The sequence below is a fragment of the Labilibaculum sp. genome (assembly GCF_041595635.1).
Lineage (GTDB): Bacteria > Bacteroidota > Bacteroidia > Bacteroidales > Marinifilaceae > Labilibaculum.
Map to the genome: position 1 here is coordinate 111,276 of NZ_JBFHJW010000001.1, position 26,979 is coordinate 138,254.

The 26,979-nt window shown below is 35.6% G+C and carries 22 protein-coding genes; 6 read left to right on the forward strand and 16 right to left on the reverse strand.

All coding sequences use genetic code 11. The features are described 5' to 3' along the window. Positions 1-223: 223 nt before the first annotated feature. A complete protein-coding gene (locus ABYT26_RS00490) occupies positions 224-1,294 on the forward strand; it encodes an adenylate/guanylate cyclase domain-containing protein (protein ID WP_372750910.1) in 1,071 nt (356 codons plus the stop codon). On the opposite strand, the gene ABYT26_RS00495 is transcribed toward ABYT26_RS00490, so the two are convergent. The 10 genes from ABYT26_RS00495 to recG form a co-directional block, all read right to left on the reverse strand. After that, positions 1,291-4,122: an ATP-binding protein gene (locus ABYT26_RS00495; RefSeq protein WP_372750911.1), complete on the reverse strand. Its 2,832-nt coding sequence runs from the start codon at positions 4,120-4,122 to the stop codon at positions 1,291-1,293. The genes ABYT26_RS00490 and ABYT26_RS00495 overlap by 4 nt on opposite strands. Positions 4,123-4,312: 190 nt before the next feature. Beyond that, the gene (locus ABYT26_RS00500) at positions 4,313-4,885 is read right to left on the reverse strand and encodes an electron transport complex protein RnfA (RefSeq protein WP_372750912.1); all 573 of its coding nucleotides are present in this window, start codon (positions 4,883-4,885) and stop codon (positions 4,313-4,315) included. Positions 4,886-4,890: 5 nt separating this feature from the next. Then, positions 4,891-5,475 carry an RnfABCDGE type electron transport complex subunit E gene (locus tag ABYT26_RS00505; protein ID WP_372750913.1) on the reverse strand — a complete coding sequence of 195 codons (585 nt, stop codon included), beginning with the start codon at positions 5,473-5,475 and terminating at the stop codon, positions 4,891-4,893. Continuing rightward, positions 5,468-6,085, reverse strand: a complete 618-nt coding sequence (locus tag ABYT26_RS00510) for an RnfABCDGE type electron transport complex subunit G (protein ID WP_372750914.1) — start codon at positions 6,083-6,085, stop codon at positions 5,468-5,470. The genes ABYT26_RS00505 and ABYT26_RS00510 overlap by 8 nt, the downstream gene beginning before the upstream one ends. Positions 6,086-6,087: 2 nt before the next feature. Then, positions 6,088-7,083 carry an RnfABCDGE type electron transport complex subunit D gene (locus ABYT26_RS00515; protein ID WP_372750915.1) on the reverse strand — a complete coding sequence of 332 codons (996 nt, stop codon included), beginning with the start codon at positions 7,081-7,083 and terminating at the stop codon, positions 6,088-6,090. A gap of 44 nt (positions 7,084-7,127) precedes the next feature. Next, positions 7,128-8,456 carry an electron transport complex subunit RsxC gene (gene rsxC / locus ABYT26_RS00520; RefSeq protein WP_372750916.1) on the reverse strand — a complete coding sequence of 443 codons (1,329 nt, stop codon included), beginning with the start codon at positions 8,454-8,456 and terminating at the stop codon, positions 7,128-7,130. A gap of 15 nt (positions 8,457-8,471) precedes the next feature. After that, the gene (locus ABYT26_RS00525) at positions 8,472-9,428 is read right to left on the reverse strand and encodes a Fe-S cluster domain-containing protein (RefSeq protein ID WP_372750917.1); all 957 of its coding nucleotides are present in this window, start codon (positions 9,426-9,428) and stop codon (positions 8,472-8,474) included. 3 nt (positions 9,429-9,431) lie between these two features. Beyond that, on the reverse strand, positions 9,432-9,860 hold the full coding sequence (locus ABYT26_RS00530; protein ID WP_372750918.1) for a SoxR reducing system RseC family protein: 429 nt from the start codon (positions 9,858-9,860) through the stop codon (positions 9,432-9,434). Positions 9,861-10,491: 631 nt separating this feature from the next. Continuing rightward, positions 10,492-11,886 (reverse strand): hypothetical protein, encoded by a 1,395-nt coding sequence (locus tag ABYT26_RS00535; protein WP_372750919.1) that lies wholly within the window; start codon positions 11,884-11,886, stop codon positions 10,492-10,494. Between the two features lie 156 nt (positions 11,887-12,042). Then, positions 12,043-14,148 carry an ATP-dependent DNA helicase RecG gene (gene recG / locus ABYT26_RS00540; RefSeq protein WP_372750920.1) on the reverse strand — a complete coding sequence of 702 codons (2,106 nt, stop codon included), beginning with the start codon at positions 14,146-14,148 and terminating at the stop codon, positions 12,043-12,045. A gap of 250 nt (positions 14,149-14,398) precedes the next feature. Between recG and ABYT26_RS00545 the strand changes: the two genes are divergently transcribed. The 3 genes from ABYT26_RS00545 (at position 14,399) to ABYT26_RS00555 (ending at position 16,102) form a co-directional block, all read left to right on the forward strand. Continuing rightward, positions 14,399-15,166 carry a hypothetical protein gene (locus ABYT26_RS00545; RefSeq protein WP_372750921.1) on the forward strand — a complete coding sequence of 256 codons (768 nt, stop codon included), beginning with the start codon at positions 14,399-14,401 and terminating at the stop codon, positions 15,164-15,166. Positions 15,167-15,261: 95 nt separating this feature from the next. Continuing rightward, positions 15,262-15,822, forward strand: coding sequence for a cob(I)yrinic acid a,c-diamide adenosyltransferase (locus ABYT26_RS00550; protein WP_372750922.1), 561 nt, complete (start codon positions 15,262-15,264; stop codon positions 15,820-15,822). 58 nt (positions 15,823-15,880) lie between these two features. After that, entirely contained in the window at positions 15,881-16,102 is a 222-nt protein-coding gene (locus ABYT26_RS00555; protein ID WP_372750924.1) for a DUF2795 domain-containing protein, read from the forward strand. Positions 16,103-16,148: 46 nt separating this feature from the next. Here the strand turns inward: ABYT26_RS00555 and ABYT26_RS00560 are convergent, their stop codons facing one another. The 6 genes from ABYT26_RS00560 to guaB all read right to left on the reverse strand — a co-directional run bounded on the left by ABYT26_RS00560 (position 16,149) and on the right by guaB (position 24,158). Next, a complete protein-coding gene (locus tag ABYT26_RS00560) occupies positions 16,149-17,621 on the reverse strand; it encodes an OstA-like protein (protein WP_372750925.1) in 1,473 nt (490 codons plus the stop codon). 98 nt (positions 17,622-17,719) lie between these two features. Beyond that, the gene (locus ABYT26_RS00565) at positions 17,720-18,685 is read right to left on the reverse strand and encodes an AAA family ATPase (protein ID WP_372750926.1); all 966 of its coding nucleotides are present in this window, start codon (positions 18,683-18,685) and stop codon (positions 17,720-17,722) included. A gap of 78 nt (positions 18,686-18,763) precedes the next feature. Continuing rightward, positions 18,764-20,116 (reverse strand): peptidylprolyl isomerase, encoded by a 1,353-nt coding sequence (locus tag ABYT26_RS00570; protein WP_372750927.1) that lies wholly within the window; start codon positions 20,114-20,116, stop codon positions 18,764-18,766. A gap of 10 nt (positions 20,117-20,126) precedes the next feature. Continuing rightward, the gene (locus ABYT26_RS00575) at positions 20,127-20,969 is read right to left on the reverse strand and encodes a hypothetical protein (protein ID WP_372750928.1); all 843 of its coding nucleotides are present in this window, start codon (positions 20,967-20,969) and stop codon (positions 20,127-20,129) included. A gap of 4 nt (positions 20,970-20,973) precedes the next feature. Continuing rightward, entirely contained in the window at positions 20,974-22,605 is a 1,632-nt protein-coding gene (locus ABYT26_RS00580) for a peptidylprolyl isomerase (RefSeq protein ID WP_372750929.1), read from the reverse strand. 83 nt (positions 22,606-22,688) lie between these two features. Further along, on the reverse strand, positions 22,689-24,158 hold the full coding sequence (guaB, locus tag ABYT26_RS00585; RefSeq protein WP_372750930.1) for an IMP dehydrogenase: 1,470 nt from the start codon (positions 24,156-24,158) through the stop codon (positions 22,689-22,691). Positions 24,159-24,308: 150 nt separating this feature from the next. Between guaB and ABYT26_RS00590 the strand changes: the two genes are divergently transcribed. Continuing rightward, positions 24,309-26,219, forward strand: coding sequence for an ATP-dependent DNA helicase RecQ (locus ABYT26_RS00590; protein ID WP_372750931.1), 1,911 nt, complete (start codon positions 24,309-24,311; stop codon positions 26,217-26,219). 93 nt (positions 26,220-26,312) lie between these two features. Then, on the forward strand, positions 26,313-26,945 hold the full coding sequence (locus tag ABYT26_RS00595; protein WP_372750932.1) for a DUF5063 domain-containing protein: 633 nt from the start codon (positions 26,313-26,315) through the stop codon (positions 26,943-26,945). Positions 26,946-26,979 lie beyond the last annotated feature (34 nt).

Consider the following 26,979-nt stretch of genomic DNA (forward strand, 5'->3'; position numbering starts at 1 on the left):
ATGATTTGGTCATTTTTTTTAGATTCATAGATGATAGCAATGAATTATCAAGATAGAGAGAAGTTATATCAGTTTGGCCTACATAAATTAGGAACAACTTCACAAGAAAATATTAGCATTTTAAAAAATCATTTGTTTCGACTTAAAGTGAATAATGATTATGTCATAAATTCCTTTTCAGAAGTGGAAGAGTTGGTTCAATTTCTTAATAATAATAAGTAAAATGCCCTTTAAAAGACAACTTCGTTCTATCGGAACTTACTTTATTACAGTGCAGTTAATTTGGGTGGTTGCTTTTTTTTTCCTTTTGATTTTTCAAATGGATGAGGAGAGTGAATTATCTGTTTATAAGTTTAATAATATTCTAAATGTATTGTGTTTTGGTTTCATAGCTGGCTTTATTTGGGGGCTTATCTTTAAGGTTTTCACTTCCTTTCGTAGGTTTGTTCCTAGCTACTTTTTTTCCTTGCTAATTAGTGTATTTCTTCACCTTAGTAGTGCTTGTCTGTTAATTTATTTCATGTATGAATTAGGCGATTATTTTTTACTTGCGAATTTTCCTATTAGTTTTTCACGGCTTATTTTGATTTATCAATCTCAGTTGTTTTATGCTCTATTGGCCTACTTCTTTATTGTGGGTTTTCTTATAGAGATTTTTTATGAAATAGACCGAAAATTAGGTCAAGGCTTGCTCGTAAAATTTTTGTTAGGACGCTATTATAAGCCCAAAGAAGAACAAAGAATTTTTCTCTTTATGGATCTAAAGTCGTCTACTTATTATGCCGAGAAACTAGGGCATTTTAAGTATAGCAGACTAATTCAGGATTGTTTCAAGGATGTTTCTGATGCGGTTCGTAACAATCAGGCGCAAATCTATCAATATATTGGCGATGAGGTTGTTTTAAGTTGGACGATGAAAAAGGGAATAAAGAATTTAAGGTGTTTACAAGTGTTTTATGATTTCTTGAATATTCTCGAAAAAAGAAGAGAATACTACCAAAAGGAGTATGGAATGGTTCCCATTTTCAAGGCAGGAGTTCATGCAGGCAAAGTGATGGTGGCTGAGGTAGGTGAATTAAAATCAGAAATTGCCTATCATGGAGATGCGATTAATACTGCATCGAGAATACAGGGTCTTTGTAATTCTTACAATTCCAGGTTACTTATTTCTGGGAGTTTGCATGCAGACTTGTGCAAGGAGAATAAAATTCAGCATGAATGTAACTATTTGGGAGAAGTTATATTGACTGGGAAAAAAATTCCAACGGAAATTTATTCTCTTGCTGTAGATTAAAAGATCACCTTGCTTTCCTTTACCAAGTACTTGTCGATGGTATCCAATAAATTATTCTTATCAAAAGGGATAGCCAAAAAGTCGTCACAGCCAGCCTCAATGCTTTTTATACGATCTTCTTGCAGTGGATTGGATGTTTGAGCGATAATAGGCAAATTATCCCTCATTTTTTTAATTGACTGGCTAACATCCAGTCCATTAACGTCAGATAGGCTTAAATCCATTAGTACCAAGTTAATTGTTGGATTTTTAAGGCTTAATTCAATGGCTTTGTTTCCTGATATGGTGCGCAGTATTTTAACTTTTGTAGGTTTTAACGCTGCTTCAATACATTTAAAATTGTTTTCATCTTTTTCTACAACAAGAATCAGTTTATCATTCCATTTGTACGATCTTTTTTTCCTTTGATTTGCATTTGGAGCTTTCGGATTCACAGGTTTATATGGAATCGTAAAGTAAAATGTGGTGCCTTTGTCCTCTTCTGTTTCCATATTTATTTGTCCACCCATTAATTCTACAAAACCTTTCGAAATAGCCAATCCGAGTCCAGTTCCTCCATATCTGCGAGTAAATGTTTCCTCTACTTGTCGGAATCGTTCAAATATAATCTTTTGTTTTTTCTTTTGTATTCCTATCCCCGTATCCTTAACGTAAAATTCCAATTGTGAGTCTGATATTAGCTCATAGCCAAACTCTATAAGTCCAGATGAGGTAAATTTAAAGGCATTACTCAATAGGTTGGATAGTATTTGCCGTAATTTTCGAGCTTCGGTAGTTACCAATGCATTTCTATTAGAAAGCGCCTTACTCACTCTAAATTCAATTCCATCATCAGTGCTGTTCTCTTTGGAAAATTGAGTATGTAATTCATCAAGTAATGAATTAATGGAGCAATTGCTTTCTTTGAGATAGGTTTGTCCCGAATCAAGTTTTGAAATATCGAGAACATCATTAATGATTTTTAATAACTGATTAGAGCTTTTGTAAATAATATTAATGTAGGTATCACTCTGATCCTTTGTTCTGTCTGGTCTTTTTAGCATGTCGGCAAAACCAATGATTCCATTCATCGGCGTTCTTATTTCATGTGACATATTAGCCAAAAAAGCAGATTTTAAATGATCACTTTCCTCAGCTTTTTCTTTTGCTTTAAGCAATTCTTTTTGGGTTGATATGATTTCTGAAATATCATTAATGATAATCATTGATGAGCCATCGAATGGTACCATAAAGAATTCGCAATGACGAACATTCCCATTCTTTATGGTCATGTTAAATTCTTGTTTCTCAATGTCAGTTTGGTCTTTCTTTGCTTTTGTAATTGCTTTATTCCACGTATCTTTTACTTGATCTCTGTATTTGCGATCAGGAAAACAGGATCGATACCAATCTTCCGAAGTTTTAATATCATCTAAAGTATATTCAAATAACTCAACAAATTTATTATTGAAGTATTCAATGTTTTGTTCGTTATCGGTAATTACAATCGGAAGGGGAGATTGATGAATCATTTTTTTCAATCTTCTTTCACTTTGAACAATTGCCTGTTGGGCATATTTTCGGTCTGTAATATCTCTGGAGGTAGATAAAATTACATGTTTTCCTTGGAGACTAACTAATTGACTCACGGTTTCCATTGGTATTTTTTTACCATACTTAGTAGTAAAAACTTGTTCAAGAGTAATCTGTTTCTCTTTCGTTAGCCTCTTTATAGAATTTGTGATGTAATCAGTAGGTAGATCCTCTATGTAGTTTTGTGGTTCAAGCTTAAATAGCTCACCTTTTGTATAGCCAAGAACAATACAAGAAGTGTCGTTTGCCTCGATTAATTTAGAAGAATTACCTCCTTTGTATTCATGGACCAATATAATATCGGTGCTTCCATTAATCAGATTACGGTATTTTTCTTCACTTTCGGTCAGAGCAGTTGTTCTCTCGGCAACTCTTTCTTCTAGTTTTTCATTAAAGTGCCGTAGTTTTTCCGAAGAATCATGAATTTCCTGATATTGTATTCTGATGGTTTCTTCAGCTCGTTCCCTTTCCGAAATTTCGTTCTGGAGTTTGGTGTATGTTTGAGTTAATTCGCTTATAGAATGACTTAGAAGTTGCTCTTCGCTAATTTTCAGAGCAGAACCATTTCCATTGCCCTGATAGATTGCTTGAGCCTTGTATATGAAATTTTTAATTGGACGGCTAATGCTTTCCGATATTATGTAGGTAATAAATATACTCGTGAGTACGATAAGGATAGATATGATTGTGAAAATATATAACTTTCGGGTATGAGCTTCAGTTGCTTCACGGTAAATCTGCTTTGCCTGGGTTTCGGCAAAATCAGTCATTACTTTCGTTTTCTCTTTTAGTTTATTAAGGTGTTTGGCGCCTATTCCATCAACCATTTTTTTCGCTCTCGCTTCTTTTTTACTTATTTTTAAATCAATAATCTGATTTCTAAGATCTTCCCATTCAATAAATGTATGGTAGGCGATTCCAACATCGCGTTTATCACCTAAAAAACGATCGAAAACAGTATCGAATTGACTCATTACTTTAAGATGGTACAAATTGATTGTGTCTAAGGCATGATCGAATTCTTGTTGGGTTTCGGCGAGTAGAATATCTTTCATGGCACTTTCCATGGTTTGGATATGCGTGTTGATATCGCGGACCGCATTACTAACAGTGTAGGTGTGGGTATAAATGAATTTCGATTCGTTCCGTAGGTCCTTTACCTGCAAAATAGATAGGATGACAAAAGACACTGTAAACAGCATTATTAAGCCGAAGCCGGCCAACACTCGAGTACGGAATTTCATTTTACTTAGCATGCAAACTTGGTGTGTTTAGGTTGTGGGTAAAGTGATCAATTTGTTTACATTTGACGTTAAGTTAATTATAATAACGGATTTACCCAATATTTTTTATGAAGGCTCTCTTATTGCTTACGAACGGAAAATTTTTAACGAAAAAAGCAGCTCCTTAGAAGCTGCTTTTGAAATATAAAAGACTTGACTCTTACTATACAATTCCTGAGAATCCCATAAAGGCCATGGCAAGTAAACCTGCTACGATAAGTGCAGCTGGAGTTCCTTTTATTCCTTTTGGTAAATCTACCAGGTCTAGATGTTCACGTAAACCGGCAAATAGAACTAAGGCTAAACCAAAACCAATAGCAGTAGCTCCCGAGAAAACAACTGCTTCAAGCAAATTGTAATCTTTTTGGATGGTCATGATTGCTACCCCTAAAATCGCACAGTTTGTTGTAATAAGTGGAAGGAATACGCCTAAAGCCTGATACAATGCAGGACTCACTTTTTTAAGAATGATCTCAACCAATTGTACCAATGAGGCAATAATCAGGATAAACGTGATGGTTTGCATAAAACCAATGCCAAAAGCATCGAGTACATATTTTTGAATTAGATAGGTAACAATGGTGGCTAAAATCATCACAAAAGTTACTGCTCCTGTCATACCCACTGCCGTAGATACTTTTTTCGATACTCCAAGGAAAGGACAAATTCCAAGGAATTGCGCCAATACAACGTTGTTTACGAATATGGCGGATATAATAATTATAATATATTCCATGATCTTTACGCTTTTCTTAATCGGTTAATAATTGCAATTAAATAGCCTAATGCTAAGAATGCTCCAGGAGCTAATACGAATACTAACATACCGTAGGTATCGCTAAAAATTGAGATGCCGAATACTTTTCCGCTACCCAAAAGTTCTCTTACCGATCCTAAAATAGTTAATGCCATCGCAAAACCTAAGCCCATTCCGGCACCATCAATAATCGAAGGAATTACCTTGTTTTTAGATGCAAAAGCTTCGGCACGACCCAGAACAACGCAGTTTACAACAATAAGTGGAATGAATACCCCCAGTTGAGCGTGAAGAGCAGGAACATAACCAGCCATAACCAAATCAACCATAGTTACGAAAGATGCTATGATCACGATGAACGAAGGAATTTTAACTTTATCAGGAATTTGATTGCTTACCAATGAAATTACCATGTTCGACATGATTAATACAAAAGTGGTAGCCAATCCCATTCCTAATCCGTTAATTGCTGATGAAGTTACCCCAAGAGTAGGGCACATTCCTAAAAGCAAAACGAAAACGGCATTCTCTTTAAAGAAGCCTTTGCTGAAATTTTGGATGTTATTCATTGCTATTTCCTCCTTCTTTTTGATTTTTCTTGTACTCGTTATATGCGGTTTGTACAGCATCTAAGAAAGCTCTGGAACTAATAGTCGCAGCAGTAATAGCGTCAATATCTCCACCATCTTTACTTACTGTGAAATTTGTAGTTTCTGGATTTTTATTAATAACGCTAGCTTTTGCTTTGGCAGGATCGGTAGGTTTAAACCAATCGGCCATTTTTGTTCCCAAACCTGGAGTTTCCTTATGTTCTAGTACAGAATAGTTATTGATACTTCCATCAGGTTTTAAGCCGACCATAATCCATACATAGCCCGAAAAACCGTTTGTAGTAAATGTTTTAACTGCAGTTCCCACAAGCTTTCCATCTTTTTTAGCAGGATAAAATTCTAAGCTGTCTTTTTCACTCATTCCAACTTTGTAAACTTCATCGCTAGGATTGTTATTAAACTCAGGAACAACTTCTTTAATTGCGTTTAATTTTTTCGCCAGCTTTGCAGCAGCAATTGGCTCTTTGGTTAACTCGTAAAGTCCGCCTAAGGCCGCAGAGGCTACAAGTGTTACAATAAATAACACTAGTACCATATTTATAAATGTAGATTCTTTTTTCCCAGCCATGATTATTTCCTTTTTTCGCCGAAACGTTTAGGTTTAACATACACATTAATAAGCGGCACAAATGCATTCATAATAAGAATAGCAAAGGATACTCCTTCGGGATATGCGCCAAAAACTCGAATAACCACAGTAAGAATACCAATACCAACGCCATAAATTAACATTCCTTTATTCGACATTGGAGAAGTTACATAGTCGGTAGCCATAAAAATTGCTCCCAACAACAATCCTCCGGTAAGGATATGAAATAATGGTCCGGCAAATGCTTCAGGATTTGACATATGCAGAATACCTGAGAAAATGGCAACTGTAGCAATAATAGAAACAGGAATATGCCATGATATGATTTTTTTGAATAGCATATAAAGCAATCCTAATAGTAATGCAACGCCTGCAATTTCTCCCATCGAGCCGCCCATGTTACCAAGGAATAAATCCATATTGCTTGGAATATCATTCATAAGCTGTGATAGAGGTTCTCCTTTTTTAAGCCCTTCTTTTATTAGTGCTAATGGCGTAGCACCAGTTTCAGCATCTAAATAAGATGTTTCGAAACCTAATGGTTTTGGCCAGCTAGTCATTTGTACCGGGAAAGAAATTAAAAGGAAAACACGACCTACTAAAGCAGGATTAAATACATTGTTTCCTAATCCTCCAAAGGTCATTTTACCAATACCAATTGCTACTAGAGCCCCAATCAGAATAATCCATATTGGAAGGTTGGCTGGCACATTAAAGGCCAAAAGAATACCTGTGATTAATGCAGAACCATCGGAAATCGTTGGAACTGTTTTTAGTAGGTATTTTGAAATCAGAAATTCGAATAGGTAACAGGAAGCTACGGCGGTTAAGGTGACAATAATTGCACCTAAGCCAAAGTAAACGAACGAAAAAACAAGTGCCGGTAGCATCGCAAATACCACTCCATACATGTTTTTTTGTATGGAATCTCCACTATGAATATGTGGAGACGGAGCGACAAGTACTTTGGTGTTCATATTTTATTTTAATTTAGATTTTTAATAATCGTGGAACTAACTACTTATTTCCTTGAACGCATTATTTGTCCAACTTTTCCTTTTCCCATGCGGATGTAATCCAGTAGAGGACGGTTGGCAGGGCATGTGAAGCTACATGAGCCACATTCGATACAGTCCATTACAGCATCTTTTTCAAGGCGATCGTATTCTTTTTTATCGGCCAGCGTCATCAAAAGAAATGGCTCAAGTCCCATAGGACAAACAGAAACACATTTACCACAACGAATACAAGCTTTCGATTCCTTACGAAGAGCTTCTTCACGTGGCAACAGCAACAAACCTGAGCTGCCTTTTGTCAAAGGAACTTCAACTGTTGTTAAGGTTTTACCCATCATCGGACCACCGCCAATAATTTTACCGGTATCTTCTGGTAATCCACCAGCAGCATCAATCAAATCTTTAACTGGAGTTCCAATACGGAACAGGAAGTTCGAAGGATTCTTTAATGATTTACCAGTAATGGTTGCAATGCGTTCGAAAAGAGGTTTGTTTTTTTGAATCGCTTCGTAAACAGCAAAGGCTGATCCTACGTTCTGAACCACGGCACCAACTTCAATTGGAAGAGCTCCAGAAGGGATTTCACGCTTAATTGTTGCAGCAATCAGTTGTTTCTCTCCACCTTGTGGGTATTGAGTTTTTAATGGACAAATTTCTATGCCTTTGTATTTTGCAGCCAATTTAGTAAGATGTGCAATGGCATCTTTTTTATTGTTTTCAATTCCAATGATCGCTCTGCTTACACCTAAAGATTTCATTAGAATTTGTGTTCCCACTAAAACTTCATCGCCTTTTTCAAGCATCACTCGATGGTCGGAAGTTAGGTAAGGTTCACATTCAACAGCGTTGATGATTAATACCTCGGCTGTTTTTCCCGGAGGAATTGATAGTTTTACGTGTGCAGGGAAGGTTGCTCCTCCCAAACCTACAATACCAGCATCTGCAATTTTTTTAATAATTTCTTCTTTGCTTGCGCTGATTTCAGTGATTAAGGTTTCACTGCGATCAATTCCTTCCATCCACTCGTCACCATCCACTTTAATGATGATTGCTGTTCTGCGAAATCCACTAGCATCCATTACATTATCCACCTTAAAAACGGTTCCTGAAACCGATGAGTGAATGTTTGCTGAAACGAAGCCCGACGATTTGGCGATTAATTGACCCACTTTTACTACGTCGTTTTTCTTAACAAGCGGAGTAGCGGGAGCACCAATATGTTGTGCGATTGGAATACTAACCATTTGGGGTATTGGCAATACCTGGATTGCGCTATTCGCCGATAATTTGTTGTCGGCGGGATGAATACCTCCTATTGAGAATGTTTTTAACACTGATTAACCTCCTATTTATTTGTTCTCAGATGTGTTGTTTTTTGCTGTTGGCTCTTCTTTTGCGTTCGGAGCTTTTTCAGTTTTTGCCTCAGCTTTTGGCGTTGCAACAGGTTTTGCTGTTGTTGCTGTAGCTTTGTCGACTGGCTTTTCTTTTCGAGGTGGAAAATTCAACTCGTGGATAGCATGAGTCGGACAAACAACTACACACTTTCTGCAAAGTTTACATTTGTTGTAGTCGATATAAGCAAGGTTATTTTCTAATGTGATGGCATCAAAAGGACACTCTTTAACACATTTACCACAACCAATACAAGCAGAACTACATGCTTTCTTAGCTACCGCACCCTTGTCTTTACTTACACAAGACACAAAAATTCTTCTGCTTTTGGGGCCTTTTTTACGAAGCTCGATGATATCGTTTGGACAGGCTTTTACACAAGCTCCACACGATACACATTTGTCTTCGATAATCACAGGAAGCCCTGTCTCCTTATCCATATACATGGCATCGAAATTACAGGCATCTACGCATTCGCCTAGTCCTAAACATCCGTACTGACAACCTGTTTCCCCACTATAAAGGGAGGAAGCAATGGTACAAGATGCTGCTCCATCGTATTGATTGGTTTTAGGACGATTATCGCAGGTTCCGTTACAACGAACTACAGCAACCATTGGCTCACTTGCTTTAATCTCATGGCCAAGAATGCTTCCTACTTTTGACATAACAGGAGCACCACCCACTGGGCAGTTCATTTTTGAAATGTCATCAGCTTTTACCAATGCTTCGGCAAAACCTCTACATCCAGGATAACCACATCCACCGCAATTCGCAGCAGGTAATACTTCTTCTACCTCGTCGATACGAGGATCTTCATACACTTTGAATTTTTGCGCTACAAAAAATAGAATAACAGCTGCTGTTACTCCAATAGCACACAAAGCCAGAATAGTGATAACTATAATGCTCATAGTTTAAATGTTTACGATTTTCTCGATTGTAAATGAAAAAGTTTTCTTAAAATGTCCTTTATAAAAGGACAATACTATATAGTAAGGAAGTAATATCGCTAATGCGGATATTCCACTTATTAATTCATTTTCGGTAATTGTGCTGGCAATGATTAAGGTGATTAGTACCAAAATAAATGGCAGTACATAGGCTAAAAACATGGCGAGCCAGCCTAAGGATTCACGATAGCTTATGTTTACCTTTTCACCGACTTTAAATTTGTTGGAGTAATCAATCACATCAATTGACTTTTCTTCCATATCGGACATGCTACAAGCACCTTTAGCATGACAGGCAGCACAGGCCGAAACATTTAAAATGCCTACGGTAAGCTTTTCATTCTTAATTTTAAGAATAGTTCCCTCGTGATCAATTTTTTTAGTTCCTTGCATCTAATTATTTCCCCTCTTTTGCTGCTGTTTGAATTAGAAAACTTCTGTTCTAAAACTTTCGTTTTCTTAGCTAATGCTCAACTAATTATTCTGCTTGTAAATGGGTGTTATTTAACACACCGCAACAAAAATAGCACTTTAGATTGCATTAGATTCTGGCAAAAGTCAATTTATAGCGTGTTTAAATAGAGCGAGTTCACTGCTTTTGTAAAGTAGAGATAGCAATTTTCGTTGTATCTTGGTTTAATACAGTTAGTTTCGGCTATTCCTGAAAAAAATCGCTAATTTATGAGACTTACTCAAACGTATTAATTTAGATAGAGTATAAATAAAAAGCGATTAACAAAATTCAATTTTAGGGATTTATAAAGTCTTTCCTTTGATATTCGTGCAGACTTTTAATAGGGGAGAAGTAATGAATTTGGTGTTGATAAAATGAATACCCTTGATTTTTTTTTGATTCAATTCGAAAGAGTATTAATATGAGGTGTGAAATTGTATTTACAGGATTATTCATAAATCGATGAATCTTTATGCCTAATTATTAAGTTGTCATTTTCTTGTTAAACTTTCTAATGAAAATAGTAAAATTCATTAAGCTTGCGCTATGAGTGAGAATTTGTGCCTATGTTCAGAATTGAAATCGAAAAGCTAAATAGGGCATGATCGATTTATCTGCCTGAAATGATCCGTCATCTTGTTCACTCCATGCCCAACGGTAATCGATACCACTTACTAAAATAGGTGATATTTTATAGGCAAATCTTAGTAGAGCCAATGAGTTTTCATCAAAGGTAAAACTGTCTCCTATTTTTGTGAGATTTCCTTTTGTATAGTATCCTTCAACAATGATCTTATTGAATAGATTTGGAGTTCGTAAGTTCAGTTGTAAACTAGCTGGAGATGATTTGCTTACCTTGTCGGGAAGAAGTAAATTACCGCCCAGCATTATTTTATCGAGTAGCGATGCACTAATGGAAGCATAGATTCCCTGTTGTTTTTTTACATTCCCCAAAGCGGCAATTTTAGCATCTTTATTTACTTCATAAATGGCATCAAAAAATTGAGGTGTGTAGTTGTCGCTGTACCACAGACGTTCAATTCTAGAATTTAATCGAAACAGATTGCCAATAATATTCATGTTGGCGTTTAAGCCGATACCGGTTCCTTTGCCTGCATTGTAGTCTTGGCTTGTTGCATACTCTTGCAGATAGGCGATTAAGGAATCTGATTTTACCTTACTTAATCTACTGTAATGAGCATATCCTGTAAGGTTAATAAGGCCTGTGTTAAGAATTAAAATTCCCATATCGAATCCAAAGGCTTTTATTCCTTTTGATAAAAATTCATTACTTCCGCTTTCATCGCCAAATCGTGTGGTCTGATCCTTATCAGTAATGAAACTGAAACCAAAATCGAGGGTTTTGACTATGGGGATATTGCTTTCGCTAAACGGACGAACGTACGGCCGAATAGCTAAAAGGTTTAAAGACTGAAAGTTGAAATCGCTGTACAATCCTTCTACTCCAAAAATTTTTTGGATCCTAATGTCGTAGCTCAGACCTACTTTTCGTTTCTCAAAACTGGGTGAGTTGCCGTAATTGTTCAGCAGGCTTCCGTATCCTAAGGCTTCTCCTTGCAGTTGTCCTAATTTTAGGTAAATACGATCTTGTTTTTTCCTGCCGTATCGAAGATAACTGATCAGTCGAAAAATACCCGAGCCATTTTTAAATTCATTGCTGTATAGTTTTCCGTCGTCTAGGTTAAAGTAGAAGGGAACTTCAAGGCCAATGCCTATTTTTCCAAAATTTATATCGGGTTGAAAGCGAAGTCCTAGGTAATTTTTACCGCCAATTTGAACGTAGGTAAAGGCACTTGAAAATATGTTAGTAGAATCCCTGCTACTTAAGGTTGTAAAGGAATTGTCGAAACTAAAAGTAGGGTAATTGCTTTGTGCTTTGGCGTTTCCTAAAAACAAGAGAAAGGTCAGCGCAAGCGTTGTGCATAGTTTTATTGTGCTTTTCATATCCATTGGTAAATAGGTGATGTTCAAAAGTAGGGTATGGAAATTTTTCCCATTTGGAATGGTTACCAATTATTCAATAAAAATAAAGATATTCTTTTTGATTGAATTAGGAAATCATTTCTATCCTGATAATCACTATTTTGCGTGGATGATATACTAACTAATAACGCTCCAATTAATTTTTGTTTTACTGAGTCGTTTCACCTGTTTGGCCAGAATAAAGTTTTCCTTTTTTTCAAGAAGAGGATCTTCGTCGAGGATATTCTGAGCCACATCTCTGGCATATTGAAGCAATTGTCCATCTTTTCCCAAATTGGCAATTTTTAAATCGTAGGAAATACCACTTTGTTGAGTTCCTTCGATATCTCCAGGTCCGCGAAGTTTTAAATCCACTTCCGCAATTTCAAATCCATCGTTGGTTCGCACCATGGTTTCGATTCGCTTTCGTGATTCGTTGGATATTTTATAGGAAGACATCAAAATGCAGTAAGATTGTTCAGCACCTCGCCCCACTCGCCCACGTAATTGGTGAAGTTGAGATAATCCGAAGCGTTCGGTACTTTCTATAATCATAACCGAAGCATTGGGAACATTCACACCAACTTCGATTACGGTTGTAGCTACCATAATTTGCGTTTCTCCTTTGGCAAAACGCTGCATTTCCGCTTCTTTTTCAGCTGCTTTCATTTTTCCATGAACCATGCTAATGCCGTATTTTTCAACGGGGAAATATTGTGCTACACTTTCGTATCCTTCTTCCAGATTTTTATAATCCATTTTTTCCGATTCCTTAATCATGGGGTAAACTAAATAAATTTGTCGCCCCATATCAATTTGTTTTTTCATGAAATCGTAAACCTGTTTTCTTCTTTTTTCGAAGTAATGAACGGTTTGAATAGGTTTTCTGCCAGGAGGAAGCTCATCGATGATAGAAACTTCCAAATCCCCGTAAAGGGTCATGGCCAAAGTTCTGGGAATAGGAGTGGCTGTCATGACTAAAATATGAGGAGGAATGTTATTTTTTTTCCACAAACGAGCTCGTTGAGCCACGCCAAATCGATGTTGCTCATCAATAATTACTAAACCTAAATTCTGAAATTGAACAATGTCTTCCAAAAGGGCGTGAGTTCCAATTAAAATTTGCAATTCGCCACTTTTTAGTTGTTCGTGAATAATTTTCCGGTCTTTTTGTTTTGTCGATCCCGTTAGTAGAGCTACTTTAATTGGGAGGCCACTTAAAAACTCACTAATTGTTTCCATGTGCTGACTGGCCAAAATTTCGGTAGGAGCCATCAAGCAAGATTGACAAGAATTATCGAGTCCCATAAGCATACACATAAGGCCAACCAGAGTTTTTCCACTACCCACATCGCCTTGTAAAAGACGGTTCATTTGTTTTCCCGAGCCAACATCTTTTCGAATTTCTTTTACCACCCTTTTTTGAGCATTAGTAAGTTCGAAAGGAAGATTGTTTTGAAAAAATTGATTGAAATTTTCGCCAATCTGACTAAAAAGATGGCCACGATAAAGTACTTTTCGTTTCATCTTCATTTTAAGGATGTTCAATTGAATGTAGAACAGTTCCTCAAATTTTAATCGGTAGGTAGCTTTTTTTAAGAGTTCGCTATTTTTTGGAAAATGAATTTGAGTAAGAGCTTCGTGTAGCGTAATGAGACCTAATTTGCTGAGTAAGCTAGCTGGTAATGTTTCTGGTATTTTGCCATTTAGTGATTGCAAAGCATTTTCTTGCAGTTTTTGAATGGCTTTCGAGTTCAGAAAACCATTTTTCATCCTTTCTGTGGTCAGGTAAAAGGCTTGCAAGGAAGCATTCAGCTTTGTATTTTTTGCGGCTACCTCTTCCAATTCTGGGTGAACCACATTAATTTTCCGATTGAATTCGGAGGGTTTCCCGAATACAATATATTCGGTGTTGGGTTTTAGACTCGATTTAATGTATTTTATTCCTTTGAACCAGACCAGTTCCATTATATTTTTCCCGTCGGAAAAATAGGCAACCAATCGTTGCTGGCGTTTTTCCCCAATTAGTTCTATGTTGGTTATTCGCCCTTTTACCTGAATGTAGGGGAGTTTGGAATGAATTTCACAAATCTCATAAAATCTAGTTCTGTCGATATATTTGTAAGGGAAGTGGTATAGTAGATCCTCATAGGAGAAAATTCCTAATTCTTTATTCAGTATAGCAGCCCTTTTGGGGCCAACGCCTGGTAAAAATTTTATGTCTAGTCCTGCTAATTCTGACATTTGTTAGTTCTGATCTATTAAAAAAAAGGAAGGCTTGAAATTTTGCGCAATAGATGTGGGAGATTTGAAGCCTAAAATACAAGCAAAAATAGATTGAAAATTTCACATTGAAAAGGAATGAAAATGTAATCTTACTGATTTTATAGACAAAATAAATGGATATTGTTTGAATTGGTAACATCCTGTCTTTGGAATTTGAAGAAATTCAAATTAACCATTAAATTCGTGTTTTTAAGGCTATACTATAATTATGGGGAGAATACATTATCAGTTAAAGAAGCGAATCTATCGATTAAAAGCATATCGTCGAAAAGGTTTTGGGGTTCATTCTCCCTTTACTTTTCATTTAATTTCAAATGTAATTGAAGCCAAATTGCAATATTATGCATTTGCCGTCTTATCTCCCTATAGAAAGGTTGTTGCAAATGGTTTGAAGGTAAAGATGAAAGAGAAGGTGGTAGAAAAAGAACTGGTAAAGCGATTTAAAGAAGAGATTCATGTGATGGAATCGTCGGAAGCTTTGGATCGATTACAGTTTAGATTGCATAATTTCTGGCCTACTAAAAAACCTGCTTATTTTGGTGGAGGAATTGGCTTTTCGATGCTTTATATGGCTAAAATAGATTCTCGAATTGATGTTACTTGTTTAGGCAGAGAGGCTATTTTTTCGAAACATATTAATAATATTTACAAGAGCGATGTAGGTGTTACGAACTATAAAGATGTGGATTATTATTCGCTTGTACGACAAAAGCCAGCATTCGACTTTCTTGTTTTTTCAGAAAGGACCTCGAGCGATATTCTTACTGATTTCTTGAATAATATAGACTTACTAGTGGATGAAGAGTGCATGATTCTGGTTCAAAATCCACACAGAAATGAGAATCTAGCATTTTTTTGGAAGCAATTGAAGCAATTGGAACGGTTTTCGGTGAGTTTGGATTTATTTCATTTGGGCATATTAATAGCTCGAAAAGGCATGCAAAAACAAGATTATGTACGGAAGTATCGATTTTAGCTATTGCATTATTTAGCTGAAATTTTATCTTTGTAGTGGCTCTACTTTTATTGATAAAAATTTATGGGAAAAGAGCCTTTATTAAAAATACTACTATGAATAAATTTAAAGTATATACAAAAACCGGTGATTCCGGAACTACTGGCTTAATAGGTGGAACAAGAGTGCCAAAACATCATATGCGTTTGGAAGCATACGGTACGGTTGATGAATTGAATTCATACATTGGTTTAATTCGTTCTCATGATATTGAAAGTAGATCGAAAGAAATTTTATTGATCATTCAGAATAAGTTGTTTCTTATTGGATCGCGTTTAGCTACTGATGAAGAAAAATCAGATTTAAAACAAAAACTACCCATCGAGGAAGCAGATGTTCTTTTGCTAGAAGCGGAAATGGATCGTATGGACGAAGAGTTGCCTGAACTTAATAATTTTGTTTTGCCAGGAGGAAGTATGGCAAATGGCTTCTGCCATGTAGCTAGAACTGTATGTAGAAGAGCGGAGAGAAGAGCAAATCAACTATCTTCCGAAATTGACATAAATCCGCTTTTATTAAAGTATTTGAATCGACTTTCTGATTATTTATTTGTTCTTTCGCGCAAGGTTTTATTCGATGCCAATGAGAGTGAAATAAAATGGCTGCCTAACTTGTAGATTCAAAAAAAAAAATTATATTCGCAGAATATTAAAGGAACCTAAAATTATTGAACATATGTACTGGACACTTGAATTAGCCACTAAACTAGAAGATGCACCTTGGCCTGCTTCCAAAGATGAGTTAATCGATTATGCAATCCGTTCTGGAGCTCCATTAGAAGTTATTGAAAATCTACAGGAGATAGAAGAAGAAGGTGAAGTTTTCGAAAGTATTGAAGATATTTGGCCTGATTATCCAAGCAAAGGTGATTTCCTTTTTAACGAGGATGAGTATTAAAAAATATATTGTAAAGAAAAGGGACTTTTTAAAGTCCCTTTTTTTATTACTCTTTTGTTTTTAGAAAGCTTTTGGTTTTTTTTACTGGAGTATATTCTTTCCAGATAAAAATGTCTTCTTTTGATTTCGGCTGATAATCTTCCAACCATTGAAAGTTTTTTAGGAATTGCATTTCAGGACTAAGTTGAGCCAATGGATACATTTGGCCATCAGGTTTCTTTAGGAAAAGGATTTGGTCTATTTTATTGTTTTGAATTAGAATGCTGATATTGCTACTTTTGGCCATGTTCATTCCTATTACTTCAAGCTTATCTAAAGGATAGTATAGGGTTTCTCCATTGCCATCAATATCCAAACGATATAGTTTATTATCCTTAACATGTCCGAGCATATTTTTGCCTTTTATTTGATTGTAAAAGGTTGAATCTTCTTTTGATGTAAGAAAGGAAGAGCTTCTAAAATGCAGGTAACGAATAGCATTGTTTTTCATTTGAATTCCGATTGTATCGGCAACCATTTGATTTTTTTGTGCCCAAAGAACTGGATCTTTAAATAATCGTATGGTCGAATCTTGCATGGTGTAAACCAAGGAATCGCTTATTCCCTGAAGATCGGTTCGATAAAATTTCACATGGTGAAAAGCTTTGATGCGCTCAAAATTTGCAGTGTCTTTTTCAATCATCAAACTGTCTGAATGAAGAAACAGCGAATCACCTTGGCTAACCTGAATAAAGACACATGAATCGGTCATGAGTGCTTCTTCTGTGTTTTTAAAGGTTTCCAGAAAATTACCTTTCAAAATTAAATTGTTAACAGTATCTCTTAGTTCTACATTGTTAAAAATACGAGCCATTTCATTGTTTCGGTCCAAAAAGATACTATCTCCTTTTATTTGATATGTTTCACTATCGAGTTTAGTGTTTTTAAGAAACTGCGATATATTTGTAGTTGTGTTGTACCAACCATCTTCCGAGTATAAAGTTTCCTTTTCTCCTACAATTTTTGTTGGGCCTAAAATATAGGCAACCTTATTTACTGTATTGTATTTTAAGGTGTCTGAATATAAGATATAATCAGGGGTTTTTACATCAACACTATCCTTAAAAAAGAGAAGTTCCTGTTTGGTGTAATACCTTCCAATTTTACTGGTTAGTATATTTTGTGCATCTACAATTTTTCCATTGTTAAAATAGTAACCGACACTTTCAGTCATGTCGAAATCAAGAAAATCCGTGGTAACGGTAACCGATTTGTTTTTCAGTTTTACATTATCTCGCATTTCTGCATACTTTGTATTGCCAAAATATTTTAAGTAATCTCCATAAATGTGAACTGTGTCTGCATTAATAATATGAACGTTTCCAAAGGCTTCCAAAATATTCAATTTCTCGTATTGGTAAGCGCTATCACAATACATTTTAATGTTTCCATGAGTAATGAAAACATCGCCTAAAAATTTGTTCAATACCGGATCGGTATCCCTAACAAACTCCGCAGTATTGGAATTTTTAATGCTCACTTTTGATTTTTTTTGAGCAAAAGAAGAGAAATTTGTCAAGCAGATAAAGCCTGTAATTACTATAAATAGATATCTGTTAGCCGTGCTAAGCATTTTTTTTACTTTAATAGTTCTTTGATAATATCCTCGATGCTGATTCCTTTTGCCTCGGCTTTGTAATTTTTCATAATTCTATGGCGAAGAATAGACACGGCAACCTCTTTAACATCTTCGATGTCGGGTGAATATTTTCCTGATAGTAAGGCATTCGTTTTTGCTCCGATTACTAAATATTGTGATGCTCTTGGACCGGCACCCCAATTGATATATTCATTAGCAATGGGGTGTGAGTGTTCAGTATTAGGTCTGGTCTTAGCAGCCAATTGTACCGCGTATTCAAGTACATTTTTATTAATTGGTACTTTTTGAATGAGTTTTTGATAGTACGAAATTTGTTCTGCAGTCATGATTTTATTCAAAGCAAAATCTTTGCCAGAAGTTGTATTCTCAACAATGGCTATCTCATCTTCAAATTTAGGATAGTCGAGGTAGATGCTAAACATGAATCGATCTAATTGAGCTTCGGGTAGTGGATAAGTTCCTTCCTGTTCAATTGGATTCTGAGTGGCAAGTACAAAAAAAGGTTTTTGAATTTCATAACGTTTCCCATTAACCGTCACCATTTTCTCCTGCATGGCCTCTAAAAGTGCTGATTGGGTTTTAGGGGGTGTTCGGTTAATTTCATCGGCAAGCAGAATATTGGCAAACAAAGGACCTTTAATAAATTTGAATTTCCTTTCGTTATTTAATATTTCTGTCCCAATAATATCCGAAGGCATTAAATCGGGTGTGAATTGAACTCGTTGGTAATTTAAATCAAGAACCTGTGCAATTGTATTTACCAAAAGAGTTTTGGCTAAGCCGGGAACTCCTACAAGTAGGCAGTGTCCATTGCTGAAAATAGAGATGAGTACTTTTTTGATGATATCATCCTGTCCATAGATTTTTTTACTGATTTCGGCAACTAGTTTTTGGTAATCTGCATGCAGGGCATTTGCAGCTTCCACTTCAGTTTTAAAATTCATAGCATTCAATATTTGTTATTGCCGGTAATAAAGCAGACACAGCATGGGCTGTGTCTGAGTTCTATAGGTGTATATTAATTACTTGATCCAGCCTTTGAAGCGGAATTTAGCATTTTTATAGGAATCGTCAATATGAACATAGGTTTTCTCTTGTTTTTCCAATATCCATTTGTTAAGAATTTTTTGTCGCTTTTCATTGCTAAGCATATTCTCAAATTGACTCCAATCGTCAGTAATGTTTGCTTTATGGGCTTTTGTTTCCGCTTTTATTTTAATAATCTTATAAGCATCTTTTCCGTTTGAAATATCTAAAAAGGCAGATGAAATTTCATTCAGTTTAAGGTTATTAACCTCTTTAGAAATAGCTGGAGGAAGATTGTCTTTTTCGAATTTTGAAGTACCTGTATATGGGTTCACAATTAAACCACCATTGTTTCGAGTATCTTCATCATCTGAAAAGTAGAAGGCAGCTTCTGCAAATTCCATTTTTTTCTCGCGAATTAAATCAGCAATACTATCTAAACGATTTGTTGCGGCCATTCTTTTTTCTTCTTCAATTTTTGGTTTGATAAGAATATGACGAACATTAATACGTTCTCCTTTTCTATCGATTAGTTGAATAATATGGAAACCATATTCTGTTTCAACAATTTTAGAGACTTTATCAGTTTTTAAATTGAAGGCTACATTTGCAAATTCAGGAACTAGTCCTGATCTAGGCATGTATCCAAGTTCACCTCCTTTTTGCGCACTTCCTGGATCTTCCGAGTAAAGAACTGCCAATGTTGCAAAGCTATCACCATTTAAAACTCTTTCCCTATAGCCTCTTAATTTCTCACGAACTCTATCTTTTTCGTTATCGCTAACCTTTGGGTATTTAACAATTTGTTGAATCTGAAGATCGCCGGGAATGGTAGGCAGGCTATCCTTAGGAATAGATTTGTAAAATTCACGAACCTCGGCAGGTGTAATGTGAATGTTTTTAGTGATTTCAGCCTGCATTTTTTCTTTGATGCTTTCGTCACGAGTATCATCACGAAGATCGTTTTTCATATCAATAATACTCTTATTGAAATATTGTTCTAGTTTTTCCTTGGAACCAATACGTTGAATATACATCTCCATTTTACGCTCTAGCTGATCTTCAACTTCCTGATCGGTTACTTCGATACTATCAACTTGAGCCTGTGCAATCATTAATTGTTGAATCAAAAGATCTTCAAATATTTCAGTTTTTAAGTCAACACTTCCCGAAGTGTAACCTTGAGCTTGAAGGCTTAAAAATCTGTTTTCTACATCCGATTTTAGAACCATCTGATTCCCAACGACTGCAATGACCTTATCTATTACATTATCTTGAGCATTGGCCGAAAAAACACCAAGTAACAGCAAGGCTAAAAGAGTATTAAATTTTTTGAAAATGTTATGCATATTTTACGGATTAATAAATTTTGAATTTATTTTTGGCTTCGGCATCCTTGTAGATGTTTTCCTCCAAATTTTTAATGAATTGAATTTTACGTTTATTGATTAATATCTTTTTAATGTCATCCCGAACAAAAGGCAAGGGAGCTAAGTTGTCCTTTAATTCAAATTCTTGAATCACTACAAAGTAATGATGAGTAGAATCGCTGGTTTCATAGTTTTTTGTTTTCCTCAAAAAATGTTCTTCATTGGTGGTTTTTCCAGGAAGCTTATTGAGGAGTTCCTGTGCATAAATCCAACGATCGCTAAAATTATCAAATTTTGTGGCATTTTGAAAACAGTAGTCTTCTAATTCCTCCCAATCGGCTTCTTTTTCTGATTTGTAAAGTTTTTGAATTCTTTTCAAATTAGGTACCGGTTTAGGTACTTTAATATATAAAGCCTTAACAATGTTACGGTTTAGAATGAAATTGGCTGAATAATCTTTGTAATACTTTTCAATTTCAAATTGACTAATAAGAGTGTCAATTTTTTGGTTGATTAATTGTTGTTGGTATTTGTGAATGATTAGTGAGGATCGGTAATCTTCAACCATTCGGCTAACATCTTTATCTTCATCGCTTAAGTTGAGCTCTGCTTTCGAAATAATAAGCTGTTTTTTAATCCATTGATGTATGTAGTTTTCAGCAATTAAAATACTATCTTCTTTATTAATTCCATCTTGTATAATCTCCTGAATGTTATTCAAATAAAGAATTTTGTCGTCTACTTTAGCTACTGGTATTTCGTTTTTCGATTGATTCGAATTGCACGAGTAAAAAAGTAAGCTAAGGAGTAATAGTATGGAGTATTTATTCATTTTATTATTGAGCAATTTTGTTTACTGTTGATTGAGAGATCTCAATTCTGTTGTTTGTACGCAATTCATTTTCCCAGGTGTCATTCAAATACGCTTTGTATTCTGCTGTTAGTTCCTCTTTTATACTCTCGAAACTTACATCAGGCTTGAATTTTTCTTTCTGGCTCTGATAAAATTCTAATAATCCTTCAGAATTATTAGTTGCTGGTATCAAAACTTTCTGTTTTGTAATTGCAAAAACCAATACTCTATTTTCATAATTTTGAATCAAACTTGCAAGCTCTTTATTGTTCGCCAGCAATTGTTTTTTGTAGAAGGCTAAGATACTATTGTTTGTGAACTTATCGTAAGTTCGATTGATGTATTCGATAAAATTTTCATAAATATCTTTTGATGCTTGCAAACTAAGATAATCTGCAAACTCTTCCTGAGAATAGTCTTTACCTCCTAAGCTAAATAAAGGCTCCAATAAATCTGCATATGCGTAATCTAAAATGGAATAAAAGTTGGAGAGGAGTGCCCTATTTTCAGTAAACTGATAGTCTTTTTTTATTTGAGCAATCAGTTCTTCTGGGCTTTGTTTTGATCGGCTATCGTTTGCAATCATCTCTTCAATTTCTTCTCGGCAACTATCTATAGAGGAGTAGTCTTTTTTTGCTGTTAGTTGAAGAATATGATAGGCTAAATTGGTCTGGATTGGTTTTGATATTTCCCCAATTTTAGTCATTTTAAATGCTACTTGCTCAATTTTTGGGTGGGTTTCAAATAGTCCTATCCAAGGAAGTATTTCCTTATTTTGTGCAGAGTGTTTGTAGGTCGAGTATTTATTTGCAAGTTGGCTAAAATCAGCTCCATTTATCAGGAGAGTATATAGGGAATCAATTTTTTCTTTCGCTTCTTTTTGTTCCTTATTGCTTTGATAGGAAAGCAAAATATGTTGAAGTTTTATTTTGCCTGGATTTGGAGTTTTTTCGAGTATTTGAATAATATGATAGCCGAATTGGGTTCGGAAAGGTCTGGAATATTCACCAACTTGTAAGGCATAGCTCGCCGATTCGAATTTATAATCCATGTCGAAAGCCGTAAAGTAGCCTAATTCTCCGTGTTTTTCCTTAACCAATGGGTCATCGGATTGTTTTCGAGCTATTTTATCGAATGATTTTCCTTTTAATAGATCTTTGTAGATCTTTTGAGCTTCGTGATAGGCTACAAGAGTGTCTTCAGTATTTGCATGTTTGTTGGTTTTTACCAGTATTTGTCTGGCTCGGATAAAATATTGCAGGCGTTCAAAGGCTTCCCGAATTTTTTCTTCGCTAATTGTGCTTGGATAAAGAAAGGCATTAAAAGCAATTTCTTTTCCAATTTCAATATCATGTTTTACTATGGGAAGTGTGTCCATTCGATGCTGTTTTGCATCTTGTACTTTTAATTGAAACAAGATATACAGATCTAGAGCTTCTGTAGGAGAGAGTTGCTTTTGTTTAGTATGACTGCTTTCCTGATAAATTTCTAAAAACTCCTGAGAGGAGTATGGAATGTTATTTATACTAAAAAGAGTATCTATTGGATTCGATTGTCCGAAGCTCACCATAGGGCAGCTTACTAGTACGAATAGATAAAAGAAAACTCTTTTCATTTAGCAGATTTAATGTGATCATTGAATCGCAAAAAAAATGGTAACCTATGCAAAGATAGGTTACCAGAAAATATCAGATATTCCTATCTGCTGTAATTTGGAGCTTCTCGAGTAATTGCAACATCATGTGGATGACTTTCAGCCATTCCCGAAGAAGTTATTTTAACAAATTTAGCATTGTGAAGTGCATCAACATTGGCTGCACCACAGTAACCCATTCCGGCTCTTAGTCCACCTACTAATTGATAAATTACTTCGTACAATGTTCCTTTATAAGGTACGCGAGCCACAATTCCTTCTGGAACTAATTTTTTGATGTCATCTTCATCAGCTTGGAAGTAACGATCCTTTGATCCTTGTTGCATCGCTTCAATGGAACCCATTCCTCGGTACGATTTGAATTTACGACCGTTGTAAATAATGGTTTCTCCTGGTGATTCTTCAACACCAGCAAATAAAGATCCTGCCATAATTGAATCAGCACCAGCTGCAATTGCTTTTACAATATCGCCCGAATAACGCAATCCACCATCAGCAATAATAGGAACCCCGGTTCCTTCTAGAACTTTGGCAATTTCATAAATCGCAGTCAACTGAGGAACACCAACACCTGCAATAACACGAGTTGTACAAATAGAGCCTGGTCCAATACCTACTTTTACCGCATCAGCACCAGCTTCTACAAGAAATAAAGCAGCTTCTGGAGTTGCAATGTTTCCAACCACGAACTGCATGTCTGGAAATCTTTTCTTTGCAATTCTTAGTAAATCGGCTACGCCTTTAGTATGTCCGTGAGCAGTATCGATAATAATAGCATCGGTATGTGCATGCACTAATGCTTCAATTCTGTCAAGAGTGTCGCCGGCAACACCAACAGCAGCTGCAACTCTAAGTCGTCCTTTGTCATCTTTACATGCTAACGGTTTATCTTTTGCTTTGGTAATATCCTTATAGGTAACCAAACCAATTAATTTATTGTCAGAGTCAACAACAGGTAATTTCTCAATTTTGTATTTTTGAAGTATTGCTGCGGCTTTTTCAAGATCGGTAGAAACCGAAGTAGTCACCAAATTTTCTTTGGTCATTACTTCTGAAATAGGACGGTCCAGATCTAATTCGAAGCGAAGATCGCGATTGGTTACAATTCCTGTTAGAGATTTGTCTGTATCCACAACAGGAATTCCTCCAATTTTGAATTCTTTCATCAAGGCCAAAGCATCTTTAACTGTTTTGTATGAAGCAATAGTAATAGGATCATAGATCATCCCATTTTCTGCTCTTTTCACAGTCATAACTTGTTTGGCTTGAGACTGAATGCTCATGTTTTTGTGGATAACTCCAATTCCTCCTTCTCGAGCAATCGAAATAGCCATAGACGATTCTGTTACAGTATCCATTGCTGCTGAAACAATTGGGGTGTTCAGCGTAATGTTACGAGTGAATCGTGTTTTAAGATTTACATCTCTTGGTAGTACTTCCGAGTAGGCAGGAACTAAAAGAACATCATCAAAAGTCAGGCCGTCAGAAATAATTTTATCAGATACAAATGACATTATGCAATAATTTTAGATTTAAATTGCATGCGAAATTACAAAAAAATAGTGGAACAGGATTGTTCTGAAAATTAAAAAGTGTTAATTCGTTAATTCATTGTTATAAGTTAGTAATTTTATTTTAATTTTTGTCTTTCATAATTCAGTTCGATGGATCATTTTAGAGAGATTCTGAAAAAATATTGGGGCTACGAAGATTTTCGTCCACTTCAGGACGAAATCATTAAGTCGGTTGCAGAAGGTAAGGATACGCTTGGGCTGATGCCAACAGGTGGAGGTAAATCCTTGACGTTTCAGATTCCTACTTTAGCTACTGAAGGAATTTGTATTGTTGTTTCTCCTTTGGTTGCCCTCATGAAAGATCAAGTTGCGAATTTAAAGGAGAAAGGCATAAAGGCAGAATTACTTTATTCCGGATTGTCGAGGAAGGAAATTGAAATTATTCTAGATAAATGCTTGTTTGCCAATATAAAGTTTTTGTACATCTCGCCCGAGCGAATTGGTTCTGAGTCTTTTCAGGTAAAGTTGCAGCAAATGAATGTTTGTTTAATTGCTGTAGACGAATCTCATTGTATCTCTCAGTGGGGGTATGATTTTCGGCCTTCCTATTTAAAAATAACTCATTTACGTGATTTATTGCCTGATATTCCTGTTTTGGCCTTAACAGCTACAGCTACACCCGATGTGGTGGATGACATTCAGGAGAAATTGGCTTTTAAGGAAAAAAATGTTTTTCGAAAAAGTTTCGAACGATCCAATTTAGTTTATCTGGTTCGTGAAATTGAAGATAAAAATAGATATCTGTTAAAAATTCTCCATAAGGAGAGGGGAAGTTCGGTCGTATATGTTCGGAGTAGAAAAAAAAGTAAAGAAGTTGCCGAGTTTCTAAAGAGCAATCAAATTAAAGCAGAATATTTTCATGCTGGATTAAGTAATGAGGTGAAGGATTTTCGACAGGATCGATGGAAAAAAGGTATAGTGCAAGTGATGGTGGCTACCAATGCTTTTGGAATGGGAATTGACAAGGCCGATGTTCGAACCGTTGTACACGTAGATTTGCCCGACTCGTTGGAGGCATATTTTCAGGAAGCAGGTAGAGCCGGACGTGATGGAAAAAAGGCATTTGCAGTACTGCTTTATTCGAAGCCCGATAGGGTTCAATTGCTCAAACGAATTTCGACTGCCTTTCCTGAAAAAGAGCAGATAAGGAGAGTTTACCAATCGGTAGGGAACTTTTTACAGGTTGCCGAAGGAGCAGGAAAAGATGCGGTTTTTGATTTTGATTTGGGCTTATTTTGTCATCACTTTAAGCTGAATGTATTGCAGGCTTTTAACAGTTTAAAGGTGTTGCAGCGAGCTGGATATTTAGAGTTGACAGATGATGTTGAGCACGAAACAAGAATTCATTTTTGCATCGAAAGAGATGAGTTGTACAAATTTCAGGTAGCAAATAAAGATTTTGACTCCTTTATTAAAATTCTTCTTCGATCTTTTACAGGTTTATTTACCGATTTTATTCCAATTAACATTGATTTACTTGCTAAACGAATAAAAACGCGTAAAGAGGTAATCGTAAATTACCTGAAAGAATTGTCGAAATACAAAGTGATTCAATATATTCCTAGAAAAAAGACACCATTTATTATCTATACACAGGAACGATTGCCTTTAAATTTCATCAAATTTTCAAGGGAAGTTTACCAGGAGAGAAAGGAAAATTTAACTCAGAAAATTAATTCAGTGATTCAATATGCTGAAAGTACAAGCATTTGTCGGTCGAAATTTTTATTGGAGTACTTTGGACAGAAACAAGCCCCAATTTGCGGAAAATGTGACATTTGTAAAGAGGCTGAGAAAAAAGATGTAAGTGAGGCTGAGTTTGAGGAGATTCATATCGAATTGAAAGGTCTTATTGGAATAGAAAGTAGAAGTGTGGATGCTATAATTAAGGAATCGAAATATGCCGAAGGTAAGTTGTTGGAGGTGATTCGTTTTTTAAAAGATAATGAAGAATTGGCATCCCTTGAAGGAAATCGGGTTCGTTGGAATATAGTAAAATAGGAGCTAATTTTTTTTTGTTGGGATTAGTATCTTGTTATTCTGACAAATATTTGTAAAATCTTATTATTTTTGCATGATTATAGTCCTAAAAACATGATGAAAGATAACTTTGACCATATTGTTTATTCCAAAAATGTGATTGAGTTTGTTACCATTGCAAATGAATTTTGTTTGTTGTTGGAAACGAGCGCTAAGGTTTCTAAAATAGAATTTATCGAAACCGTACAAAAATTATTGCCTTTGCTTTATCTTAAGGCTTGTTTGTTGCCAAAAAATGAAAGTGAGTTAGAGGAAGAAATTGAGAAATTTGTTTCCGAAGCCGATTGGGAGTTTATTCATACTTCCGTTCAAACAAAAATGGGAGGGCATGATCAATTTCTTGAGGTTTTTGAGGAGGATATGGAGTACAGTGAAACACCTGTTATTGCATCTGTTTCGGAAAGTTTTGCCGATATGTATCAGGATTTGAAAGATTTTCTCACCTCATACAGAATTGGGACATTGGATGTGATGAATGAGGCATTGTGGGACTTAACAAATAGTTTTTATCAGCACTGGGGACAAAATTTAGTAAATTCGCTGAGAGCAATCCATAGTTTGGTTGCTAAAAATGAGAATCTTGATGAAGAAATAGAAGATTCTGAAGGTTCTCGGTTGGAGGATATCGATTTAAGTGACTCCATTTTTTCACAGCGGAAAAAAGAATGGGGAGAAAACGATCAATAGAGGAAAATAAATTCATATTTTTCTAAGAAAAGGA